12 protein-coding genes and 3 pseudogenes are annotated in these 10,735 nt (G+C 65.3%); 11 read left to right on the plus strand and 4 right to left on the minus strand.

Features of this window, described 5'->3' with window-relative positions; all coding sequences use genetic code 11:
• Positions 1 to 163 precede the first annotated feature (163 nt).
• Positions 164 to 250 (plus strand): annotated as a pseudogene (locus Q8J98_RS06425) (DNA-binding protein); the annotation flags it as partial.
• Between the two features lie 78 nt (positions 251 to 328).
• On the opposite strand, the pseudogene Q8J98_RS06430 reads toward Q8J98_RS06425, so the two are convergent.
• The 3 genes and pseudogenes from Q8J98_RS06430 to Q8J98_RS06440 form a co-directional block, all read right to left on the minus strand.
• Positions 329 to 655, minus strand: a pseudogene (locus Q8J98_RS06430) (FAD-binding protein); the annotation flags it as partial.
• Positions 655 to 1,149 (minus strand): FAD-binding protein, encoded by a 495-nt coding sequence (locus Q8J98_RS06435; RefSeq protein ID WP_305293641.1) that lies wholly within the window; start codon positions 1,147 to 1,149, stop codon positions 655 to 657. The gene Q8J98_RS06435 and the pseudogene Q8J98_RS06430, both read right to left, overlap by 1 nt.
• Positions 1,150 to 1,168: 19 nt before the next feature.
• Positions 1,169 to 1,510, minus strand: a complete 342-nt coding sequence (locus Q8J98_RS06440; RefSeq protein WP_305293642.1) for a cytochrome c3 family protein — start codon at positions 1,508 to 1,510, stop codon at positions 1,169 to 1,171.
• Positions 1,511 to 1,741: 231 nt separating this feature from the next.
• Here Q8J98_RS06440 and Q8J98_RS06445 point away from each other — a divergent pair, with 231 nt between their 5' ends.
• The 10 genes and pseudogenes from Q8J98_RS06445 (at position 1,742) to Q8J98_RS06490 (ending at position 9,565) form a co-directional block, all read left to right on the plus strand.
• A complete protein-coding gene (locus Q8J98_RS06445) occupies positions 1,742 to 3,025 on the plus strand; it encodes an NADH:ubiquinone reductase (Na(+)-transporting) subunit A (RefSeq protein WP_305293643.1) in 1,284 nt (427 codons plus the stop codon).
• Positions 3,022 to 3,864, plus strand: coding sequence for an RnfABCDGE type electron transport complex subunit D (locus Q8J98_RS06450; protein WP_305293644.1), 843 nt, complete (start codon positions 3,022 to 3,024; stop codon positions 3,862 to 3,864). The genes Q8J98_RS06445 and Q8J98_RS06450 overlap by 4 nt, the downstream gene beginning before the upstream one ends.
• On the plus strand, positions 3,857 to 4,663 hold the full coding sequence (gene nqrC, locus Q8J98_RS06455) for an NADH:ubiquinone reductase (Na(+)-transporting) subunit C (protein WP_305293645.1): 807 nt from the start codon (positions 3,857 to 3,859) through the stop codon (positions 4,661 to 4,663). The genes Q8J98_RS06450 and nqrC overlap by 8 nt, the downstream gene beginning before the upstream one ends.
• Positions 4,664 to 5,326, plus strand: a complete 663-nt coding sequence (locus Q8J98_RS06460; protein ID WP_305293646.1) for an NADH:ubiquinone reductase (Na(+)-transporting) subunit D — start codon at positions 4,664 to 4,666, stop codon at positions 5,324 to 5,326.
• Positions 5,323 to 5,925, plus strand: a complete 603-nt coding sequence (gene nqrE, locus Q8J98_RS06465) for an NADH:ubiquinone reductase (Na(+)-transporting) subunit E (RefSeq protein ID WP_305183373.1) — start codon at positions 5,323 to 5,325, stop codon at positions 5,923 to 5,925. The genes Q8J98_RS06460 and nqrE overlap by 4 nt, the downstream gene beginning before the upstream one ends.
• Entirely contained in the window at positions 5,922 to 7,145 is a 1,224-nt protein-coding gene (gene nqrF, locus Q8J98_RS06470; RefSeq protein ID WP_305293647.1) for an NADH:ubiquinone reductase (Na(+)-transporting) subunit F, read from the plus strand. Before nqrE ends, nqrF begins: the two co-directional genes overlap by 4 nt.
• Positions 7,146 to 7,148: 3 nt before the next feature.
• Positions 7,149 to 8,120: an FAD:protein FMN transferase gene (locus tag Q8J98_RS06475; RefSeq protein WP_305293648.1), complete on the plus strand. Its 972-nt coding sequence runs from the start codon at positions 7,149 to 7,151 to the stop codon at positions 8,118 to 8,120.
• A gap of 9 nt (positions 8,121 to 8,129) precedes the next feature.
• Positions 8,130 to 8,300 carry a (Na+)-NQR maturation NqrM gene (locus Q8J98_RS06480; protein WP_305293649.1) on the plus strand — a complete coding sequence of 57 codons (171 nt, stop codon included), beginning with the start codon at positions 8,130 to 8,132 and terminating at the stop codon, positions 8,298 to 8,300.
• Positions 8,297 to 8,695, plus strand: coding sequence for a CBS domain-containing protein (locus Q8J98_RS06485; protein WP_305293650.1), 399 nt, complete (start codon positions 8,297 to 8,299; stop codon positions 8,693 to 8,695). Before Q8J98_RS06480 ends, Q8J98_RS06485 begins: the two co-directional genes overlap by 4 nt.
• Positions 8,696 to 8,892: 197 nt before the next feature.
• Positions 8,893 to 9,565, plus strand: a pseudogene (locus tag Q8J98_RS06490) (SDR family oxidoreductase).
• 19 nt (positions 9,566 to 9,584) lie between these two features.
• On the opposite strand, the gene Q8J98_RS06495 reads toward Q8J98_RS06490, so the two are convergent.
• Positions 9,585 to 10,556, minus strand: a complete 972-nt coding sequence (locus tag Q8J98_RS06495; RefSeq protein WP_305293651.1) for a SpvB/TcaC N-terminal domain-containing protein — start codon at positions 10,554 to 10,556, stop codon at positions 9,585 to 9,587.
• Positions 10,557 to 10,735 lie beyond the last annotated feature (179 nt).

The raw sequence follows: 10,735 nt of genomic DNA on the forward strand, positions 1-10,735 counted from the left end.
CGCGCCGTGTCACCTTCTTCTTCATCGCATCGCGCAGGCCGGGAAAGGCGGGTTGTTTCAGCATCGGCAAGCCTCCTCGTGGGGATGCCCAAGCCTATCAGATCAGGCGGAAAGTGGCAGGTTTTTCAGACGTTCCTTAAACTCACACAACAAGCAGAATTCCATGCCGCAGGACCGTTGCCAGACCGTCGGGGAAGTGGCTGACCGCCTGAAAGTCGCCGAGGCGGCCGTTCGCCACTGGATCAAGTCCGGCGATCTTCGGGCCATCAACATCGGCAAGGGCTGGCGCGTTGCCGATGCCGATCTGGCCATGGAAAAAGGCGGCTGCTGCACCTTCGCCAGCAGCGAAAAGTCCCGGAATGACCCTGCCGTCGGCTTCCAGCGCCTGCGCCCTTTCATTGATCATGATGCCGCCAAAGGTCAGCGTGATGCCCGGCATCAGCGGGCTGAACGCGTAGAATGGTGGCGTTTCTATGCGGGTGGCAAGCGTGGCTTTTGGGGGGGGTGCCCCGGGTGTGGCACCCTCGGTCACTGCGGCGTTGAAGTCGCTGACCGTCTGCACGAACGCTTCCGCAGAAACCCCGATCATGGCGGCCAATTCCTCCAGGCTGTCGGCCTGATGCACTGGTCTGCCCAGCCGGGCAAATGTCTGCATCACGCCCTCCGCGACGCTTTCGCGCAGCGGCTGGTCGAACACCAGCGAAGTAAACTGACCAGGCTGCGAAAGCACTGCCTTGCCATGGGCACATAACCCGCAGATTCATCGACAAAGCGTTTGCCGTCGCGGTTGATGCTGATTGCATACGGCACCACGCGCGCCGGTTGCCCCGCGGCTGTTTCCACCCCATCGACGGCGGCAATATGCAAGGCCATTAGGCCGCCCATGCCTTTCAGCCCGGCCCCGGCCCGCTGCGCCATCAGCAGCCCGTCGCCGGTGGCATGCTTGATGCCGCGCACCATCATCGCCCCGGCATTCGGGTCGGAATAGGCCTCGAGAAGCGCCGTGTTGCCGCCGTAGCCTCCTGCGCCACCTGCGCGGACGTTGCGCTGGCAAGGCCGATCACACCGGCACCGAGGCCAACCCCCGCCAGCATAGCTCTGCGGCTCACGCCATTTGTATGGTCGTTGGTCATTTCCGTTCTCCTGCATTCGACAGGCTTCTGGCCGGTCACATGACGTTGAATTTGAAGCCCTGATGGCAGATCACACATGTGACCTCGGACTTCCCGTGGATGCTGTGGCATTCCGCGCAGACCGGCACCTCACCCGGCCCCAGATGGGGCGATCGATGCGGGTCGGGCAGCGGGACGCGCGCACCTTCCTTGGGCTCGAGCATCGTTCCGTGGCAGGCTACACAGATCGCGTTCGGCACCGGTGCCGACGGATCGAATTCGTGGCAGGCCACACAGGGGACACCGGCATTCGTGCGCGGGTCTTGCGCCTGCGCCGACATGCCCGGGAAAGCCGCCCCAAGAACCACCACGAGGATGGATGTTGCTCGTAGTCCCATGCTGCAAGCCTCTCACGCCTGCCAGAGCGCATCATTGGTGTCGGTCAATCCGCACTGCGGTACCAGCGACGCAGAAACCCGTGATCCATCGGCTGCGGTGCGCGGCGGCTTTGTGGGGCGGATTTACTGGCGCGTTCCTTGATCGAGCGCAAAGCGCCGACCTGCCCGATGCCGGATACTCGACCGCGACACCGCCCCTGGCGCTCCCGCAGGAAGATCGGGGGCGGCGCGGTGCCCTACGCGCGAAAGGACGATGCCGTGCCATTCCGCCTGCGCAAGGGTCTTGATCTGCGTTTGACCGGAAAACCGGTCGGGCCGATACGACCAGGGCGCGCAGTCGCCTCGGTCGCATTGCTCGGGCATGACTGCCCCGGCTTGCGCCCCGAATTCCGCGTTGCGGTCGGCGACCGCGTCAGGACCGGCCAGACCGTGTTCGTTGACCGCATGCGGCCGGACATCGCGTTCGGTGCGCCTGCCACCGGCCAGGTTGCGGCAATAAATCTGGGTGAGCGGCGCATGCTCGACAGCCTCGTCGTTGCCATCGACGAGGATGATTTCGTCGATTTCTCGCCCTTGCCAGCCGCTTTCGACGGTGCCGCGCTGCGTGCGCAGATGCTGCGCGCCGGGATGTGGCCGGCCTTGCGTGCCCGCCCTTTCGGCGGCATTCCCGATCCGCAGGGTACGCCCGCCGCCATCTTCGTCACCGCCATCGACACCAACCCGCTGGCGGCCGACCCGGCGCTCATGCTTCAGCCCGATCTTGCCGCCTTCCGCCGCGGCGTCGCGGCAATGACGCTGCTGACCGATGGTCCGGTCTTCGTCTGCCAGCGGCCCGGACCGGCCCTGGCCGAGGGCGAGCGTATTCGGCTGGCAAGCTTCGAGGGGCCGCACCCGGCTGGCCTGCCGGGCACGCATATCCACTTGCTGATGCCAGCTTCGGCGCACCGCAGCGTCTGGCACATCGGCGCTCAGGATGTCGTCGCCATAGGCGAGCTTCTTGAAACCGGGCGTTTTCGCGCCCGGCGGGTGGTCGCGCTGACCGGGCCGGGGGCCGCCGATCCGGGCCATGTCACCACGCGCCTCGGGGCGAGCCTTGATGATCTGACCCGTGGCGAGATCGCAGGTGGCCCCGTCAGGCTGGTTTCCGGGTCAGTTCTGTCGGGCCGCGCCTCGGGTTTTCTCGGGCGTTATCACGCGCAAGTGACGATCCTGCCCGATACCGCGCCGCCCGCGCGGCACCGGATCGTGCGACGGATGCTTTCCATTCTGCCAAAGTCGCCACCGGGGCCGACGCTGCCGCTGGAAGCCTTTGAACGTGCCATGCCGCTCGACATTCTGCCGGTGCCGCTGATGCGTGCGCTCAGCGTGGGCGATGTCGAGGCCGCGGAAATGCTCGGCTGTCTCGAACTGATCGAGGAGGATATGGCGCTGCTGTCGTATCTGTGCCCGGGCCAGGCCGACTATGGCGCGCTGCTGCGCCAGATGCTCGACGAAATCGTGGGGAGGCGGCAATGACCGAGACGCGCCGCGCCGCCATGCGGCGATCGACACTTTCTCACGCGCCGCATCTGCAAGGCCCGTGGGGCGGCCAGCGCATCACCGTGCTCTTGCTTGCCGCCCTTGCCGCGCCGCTCGCGGTCGCGCTGGCGGAACGGGGCACCGCGATGCTGCCCGGCATCGCGCTGGCGGTGGTGATCGCGCTCGGCTGGCAGGCGCTGTTTGCGCGCCTGCGCCGCCGCGCGCTCGGCTTTGACGGCATCGTGGCCGCGCTCATATTCACGCTGATGCTGTCGCCCGCCACACCGCTTTGGCAACAGGGGCTGGCGCTTTCCTTTGGTATCGTGCTGGGCGAGCAGGTCTTTGGCGGGCGCGGTCGCAATTTCCTCAGCCCTGCGGTGGTCGCGCTGGCCTTCCTGCTGTTCTCCTTCCCCGGCGACGCGCCGCCGCAGGCAGGCACCGCCTTCGCCGTTGCGGCGCTTTCCGGCGGTGCCTTGCTGGTCTTCGCCGGGCTCCTGTCCTGGCGGGTTGTCGCCGGGGTGGCGCTTGGCCTGGCCGCCGTCATGCTGCTGACCGGTGGTCTGCCCGACTGGAAGGCAGCGCTTTCAGGCAGCCTCGTCTTCGGCATCGTGTTTCTGGCCGGCGATCCGGTTGCCGCCGCATCGACCAATCCGGGGCGATGGATCTATGGCTTGCTGGTCGGCGCGCTGGTGGTGGTGCTTGGCCACGCCGGCAGCGGTGCCGGTTCGGTTCATGCCGTGGTCTTCGCGGCACTTCTGGGCGGCATCTTCGCGCCGCTGATCGACCGGGCGGTGGTGGCGATGAACATCCGCAGGCGGAGGGCGCGCCATGGCTGATGCAAACCCTCTGACGCTCTGGCGGCGCTTTCTTGCCATGCCCAACGAAAGCCGACCAAAGACTCTGCTCGTTGCCCTGCTGGTGGCATTCGCCTGTGCCAGCGCGGTATCCGTTACTTCCGTCCTGCTCAAGCCGATCCGCGAGGCCAATCTTGACCGGGAGCGGCAGGCGCGTCTGGTGCAGATGGTCGCGGATGTGCCGGGGCTTGCCGAAATCTTGCGCGGGACCGTGGCCAACAGGCTGGAAACTGTCCTGGTCGATCTCGACGCGGGCACCATTGCCTCGGGCATCGATCCCGCGACCTTCGACGCCCGCGCGGCAGCTGCCGACCCCGATGCTAGCATTGCGCTTTCGCGCGAGGAAGACATTGCAGGCATCGGGCGGCGACCCAACCTTGCACCTGTCCACCTCGTCCGCGACAACAGCACCCTCGTGCTCATCATCCTGCCGGTATACGGGTCCGGCTACCAGTCGACCATCCGCGCCTATCTGGCGCTCGAGGGCGACCGCAACACCGTCGCGGCGCTGAACATCTATGAACAGGGCGAAACGCCGGGGCTCGGGTCGCGCATCACCGATCCCGCCTGGCAGGCGCTCTGGTCCGGCCACCTGATCGCCGACGAGGACGGCACCATCCGCATCACCGTGGCGCGCGGTGCCGCGACCGACCCGTTTGAGGTCGATGCCATCGCCGGGGCGACGCGCTCCACCACCGGGGTGACCAACATGCTGCGCTTCTGGCTTGGCGCGCGCGGCTTTGGCCCCTTCCTTGCGCGGCTTGGATCGGGAGATATCTAGATGAAGGCAAGCACGCTGCGCCACCTGACGGCACCGATCATCGACAACAACCCGATCACGCTGCAAATCCTCGGCATCTGTTCGGCGCTGGCAGTGACCACCTCGCTTGCCACCGCGTTGACCATGAGCGCCGCGCTGACCGCCGTGCTGGCCGCCTCCAGCGTCATCATCAGCCTGATCCGGCACCATCTGCCATCGTCGATCCGGCTTGTCGTGCAGATCACCATCATCGCATCGCTGGTGATCGTCACCGACCAGTTGCTGCAGGCCTATGCTTTCGCGATGAGCCAGCGGCTGTCGATCTTCGTCGGCCTGATCGTCACCAACTGCCTCGTGCTTGGGCGCGCCGAAGGCTTTGCCATGCGCAACCCGGTGTTGCCGAGCCTGCTGGACGCGATCGGCAACGGCTTGGGTTACAGCCTGATTCTGACAGTCGTCGGCACGATACGCGAGCTTCTGGGAACCGGAAACCTGCTGGGCTATCCGGTCTTGCGCAGCGTCGAGGCGGGGGGATGGTTCCAGCCGCTCGGCCTCATGCTGCTCGCGCCCAGTGCCTTTTTCATCATCGGGCTGGGCATCTGGGCAATCCGCACCGCCCGCCCCGACCAGGTCGAAGCGGACGAATTCCCGATCCGCACCGCCGATGCGGGGGGTCGGCCATGATCGAGCTGTTTTTCCGTTCGGTGTTCGAGGAGAATCTGGCGCTCGCGTTTTTCCTCGGCATCTGCACATTCCTCGCCGTCTCCAACCGGGTCGAGACCGCGCTGGGGCTCGGCCTTGCGCTGATCGTGGTGCAGGCCGTCACCGTTCCGCTCAACCACACGATCCTGAACCTGCTGCTGGTCGAGGGTGCCTGGGGCTGGGCCGGGTTGCCCGACATCGACCTGACCTTCCTGCGGCTGATCAGCTTCATCGGCGTGATCGCCGCAATGGTGCAGATCCTCGAGATGACGCTCGACCGCTACTGGCCGGCGCTGCACCGGTCGCTTGGCATCTTTCTGCCGCTGGTCACTGTCAACTGCGCGATACTGGGTGGCAGCCTGTTCATGGCCGAACGCCAGTATGATTTCGGCGAAAGCGTCGCCTATGGTCTCGGCAGCGGCGTCGGCTGGGCGCTTGCCATCGTCGCCTTCGCGGCGATCCGCGAGCGGATGCGCTACAGCGACATTCCCGCCGGTTTGCGCGGCCTCGGGGCCGCCTTCATCGTGACCGGGCTGATGTCGATGGGCTTTTCCGCCTTCGTCGGAGTGAGGCTGCCATGAACGAGATACTTCTGGGCAGCGCGCTCTTTGTGGGCATCGTGCTGGCGCTGACGATCGCGGTGCTTGTCGCGCGCGCGCTCTTGTTGCCATCGGGTGCCGTCACCATCACCATCAATGGCGGCAACCGTATCAAGGCGCAGGCCGGCGAAAAACTGCTCGGGGCGCTGACCGGGGCTGGTATCGCCATTCCCGCAGCCTGCGGCGGGGTCGGCACCTGCGGCCAGTGCCGGGTCAGGGTCACGCTGGGCGGCGGCGAGGTTCTGCCCACCGAAATGGCGCGCCTGACCCGCAGGGAAATAGCCGGGGGCATGCGGCTGGCCTGTCAGGTGAGCCTGCGAAACGATGTGTCCACCACAGTGCCCGACGCACTTCTTTCGGCGCGCGAATGGGTCTGCACGGTCGCTTCCAGCCGCACCGTCGCGCCGCTGATCCGCGAGATCGTTCTCGATCTGGCGCGGGACGAGCCGTTTGCATTTCGCCCCGGTGCCTTCGTGCAGGTGACCGCGCCGCCCTACCGCCTTGCCTATGCCGATTTCGACATTGCGCCCGAACACCACGATGCCTGGGCGAAGATGGGCACCTTGGGGCTTGTCAGCGAAAGCGCCGAGCCGGTCTCGCGCGCCTATTCGATCGCCAGCACGCCGCAGACCGGGGCCAACCGCATTGTGCTTCTGGTCCGGCTGGCGCTGCCGCCGCCCAGCCTGCCACTGGCACCGCCCGGTGTTGTCTCATCCTGGCTTTTCGGCTTGCGGGCGGGCGACCGGGTCACGGTTTCCGGCCCGTTCGGCACATTCGGCGCACAGGAAAGCGACCGCGAGATGGTGTTCATCGGTGGCGGCGTCGGCATGGCACCGCTGCGGGCGATCATTGCCGAGCAGTTGGAGCGGCTGGGGACGACCCGCAAGATCAGCTTCTGGTATGGTGCGCGCAGCCGCGTCGATCTGTTCTATCAGGAGGAATTCGACCGCTTGCAGGCCGAGCACATGAATTTTTCATGGACCGTCGCGCTTTCCGACGCCGCGGCGGGCGACGTCTGGGACGGAGCGACCGGATTCATCCACGACGTTGTCTGGCAGCGCCTTTTACGCGACCACCCCGCGCCCGAGGTCTGCGAATACTATCTTTGCGGTCCGCCGATGATGATCGGCGCGGTGCTGGCCATGCTCGACGATGCCGGGGTCGATCCGGAGAGCATCTTCAACGACGATTTCGGAGGCTGAGCGATGCGACTGACGCGAAGACGGCTGCTATCGGGCGCGGGTGCGATGCTGCTTTTCCCCGGCGCTGGCGCGGCGCGGGTACCGCTGACGATCATAGATGGTCCGGCCTTCGGTGCCGCGTGGCGTGCCGCTCTGCCCGCCGGTCCCGACGCTGTCGCGGTCGGCACGGCGCTTCGGGCAGTGGTAGCTTCGGTCGATGGCGCGATGTCGCCGTTTCGTGCCGATTCAGAGATCGGCCGCTTCAACGCCTCCGACGAAACCGGCTGGATCGCGGTTGCGGCCGAGACCTGCGCCGTTGTCACCGAGGCGCTGCGCGTCGCGCGGCTTTCCGGCGGAGCCTTTGATCCGACGGTCGGCGCGCTGGTCGGGCGCTACGGCTTTGGTCCGATCATCCGGCCATCGGCGGGCGACCACCGCGATATCGCTGTCGGCACGGCGGGCATTCGCAAGGCCCAGCCCTCCATGACGCTCGACCTTTGCGGTATCGCCAAGGGCCACGCGCTGGATCGAATGGTGGCCGCGCTCGACGGCATGGGCCTGAGCGATTTTCTGATCGAGCTTGGCGGCGAGGTCTGCGGGCGCGGGCGGCATCCATCCGGGCGCGGCTGGCAGGTCGGCATCGAGCGGCCGCTGCCCGGCGAGCTTGTCTTTCAGCGCCTCGTCGGCCTTGGCGGGCAGGCGCTTGCCACCTCCGGCGACCGGATCAACAGCTACGAGGTGGCTGGCCGCCGCTATGGCCACATCATCGACCCGGCGCAGGGGCACCCTGCGGCGGGCGCGCTTGCCTCGGTTTCCGTGCTTGCCCCGGAAGCCATCACCGCCGATGCGCTCGCTACCGCACTCTTTGCGATGGGGGCAGAAGCCGGCGCGGCTTTTTCCGAGGGCGAGGCGATCGCGGCGCTGTTCCTTTTGCGCGACGGCGGCGGCATCCGCGAGATCACGACGGGCGATTTCGATGCCCATATTCTGGCATAGGAGACGATCATGGAGATATTCCTGCCGACCCTCGTCATCGTGCTTCTCGGCGTCGCCGGGCTCGCGATCGGGGTCATCGCCGGACGGCCGCCGATCAAGGGCTCCTGCGGCGGGCTCGCCTGCGTCAAGGGTGGCTCTTGCGGCGGCTGTCGCAACCACAACAGGGAGGCGCGGCAATGACAAAGTGGCCGAAAGTTCGGGAATACATGGCGGCGACCCTGGTCACGCTGCCGCCGGAAATGGAAATACTGCGGGCGATGGAGATCCTGCTTGCGGAACGGATCTCGGGCGCGCCGGTGGTGGACGCCGCAGGCAAGCTGGTCGGCGTCTTGTCGAAGAAGGACTGCCTGAAGGCGGCGCTGAATGCCTGCTATCATCAGCAATGGGGCGGCGCGGTCGCCGATTACATGTCCAGCCCGGTGGAGACGATGGAGGCTGATCTTGACATCGTCGAGGCGGCGGAGAGGTTTCTGGCGAGCCATTACCGCCGGTTTCCGGTTGTCGAGGAAGGTCGCCTCACCGGTCAGATCAGCCGCGCCGATCTGTTGCGCGCGCTTGTCGATAACTGGTGCTGACTGGGGTCAGGCGTGCCCGGCAGCGCTTGATTTTCATCAATGCGCCCCGCACACGCGCCCAGAACGGCGATCCGACTGATCCGAAAAGGAGAAAGACGACGGGACTGGTTGCTGGAAAGATCGCAATGATCACGGGGGCTGCCGCTGGCATCGGCCGCGCGACTGCGCTGTAATTCGCCACAGAAGGTGCGAAGGTCATGGTCTCCGACATTGTCACATCAGGCGGCGCGGAAACGCGCGACCTGATCCGTGCGGCAGGTGGCGAGGCCGAATTCTTCCGCGCCGACGTTGCCGTTCCGGCAGATGTCAAGGCGCTGATCGAGGCCACGGTCAAGGCATTCGGGTGCCTCGACTGTGCCTGCAACAATGCCGGTATCGAGGGCAGGATCGTGCCCCTGGCGGAGCAACCGCTCGACAATTTCGATCCCGTCATGTCGGTCAACGCGCGGCATGTTTCTGTGCCTTCAGGCCGAAATCGCCCAGATGCAGAAACAGGGCGGCGGCGGCGCAATCGTCAATCTCGCCTCGGTGGAGGGGCTTATCGGCTTTGCGGGCCTGTCCCCCTATGTCGCCTCCAAGCACGCGGTCAACGGGCTGACCAAGAATGCGGCGCTTGAATACGGCAAAGACGGCATCCGGGTAAATTCGATCTGCCCCGGCGGTATCGACACGCGCATGCTGGATTCACTGGCCGAACAGGCGACCGCCGGCAAGATGACCACGCATGAGATGATGGATCCGCTGTATCCGATCGGCCGCGTTGGCAGGCCGGAAGAAGTGGCGGAACTGATCGTCTGGCACTTCTCCGTCCGCGCCTCCTTTGTCACCGGTGCCAATGTGCCGATCGACGGAGGCTATGTCGCGCAGTAGCCGCCCCGGGGCTGCGGATCTACCCGGGAACAGAATGACAGCGAGCGCAATTGCACCCTGGCGGGGGGGTGCCCTGCAGCTTTGGGTCGGAGGCGGGGGATGCGATGTCCGACGTTGCTGCAAAACAGATGTGGCATGCCTGTTGATAGGCTTGAAATCCTTCAATATCGACGCCCGTCGCGAAACGGGCCATTGGCTGAGTTGGAACGGTATAGGTGAATTCAACCTTGTATCCTGCATAAGCGATCCGGAGGGGGCGGTGCGCGTATCCCTGCGAAAGCAGCGCAAAACTGTATGAATAGGTGACCGTGTTCGGCGTGGCTTGGGTGTCGCGGATCTTGGAGAGAAGCCACCTGGACTTTGTCGCGTAATTGCGCGCGGGCGTCCCTGCCGCACTTGCATCACCAGCCAGCTCGCCGATCGACCGATAGACAAAGCTCACGCCGTCGGTGCGTGTTACGGTGAATGAGTTCGAGGTGCTGTCAAATACGATCCTTCTGTAATCTTCGACCCTGCTGACAAGATTGCCGCCAGAACTGCAGCTTGCGCTTGCCTGGTCCGTGACATAGCGAAGCGGATAATATCCGGGCCAGGGGTTGGTAGCTGCGGCGTCGCCGCAAGCCATCAACTCCATTCCGTCCAGGACGAAGACATCCTGACCGTCATCATACGTCGGCACGCCGTCACCAAGCGAGCGGCGCTCGATCTTCGAGAATCCTCCGAGCTGCCAGCCGAAGGCGACGAGGTTCTCGACGCCGCTACGCGCGGTATTCGACGAGTTGTAGTTCAGCGAAACCGACGGCACGAGATCACGGAACGCTGGCACGCTGATCGTCACCGAAGTCGTAAACTCGCCGCCCGCCCCAACCACATCGGGTTCGATTTCGCGCGGACGCCCTGCCTGCCCGGCTTCCTCTGCCGAAGCAAAGCTGAAGGCCAATGTGCTCAACGACAAGAGTGCGATGATCAATGAATACCGGCGAAAAAACATCTGGCACCTACAATGAGTTGTGGTAATTGGCGGCAGTCAACCTAGTGTTCCGAGTCTGACATTTGCTACCGATTTCCCCTGATTTCATCGAGAGCATCGAGCGCGCGGCGCTCGCGGGTGATGATATCATCGGCGGTCTTGCTCCAGACGAAGGGCTTCGGTTTGGCGTTGTGCTGCAG

This window comes from Phaeovulum sp. (assembly GCF_030684035.1).
In the GTDB taxonomy this organism is placed as follows: domain Bacteria; phylum Pseudomonadota; class Alphaproteobacteria; order Rhodobacterales; family Rhodobacteraceae; genus UBA6213.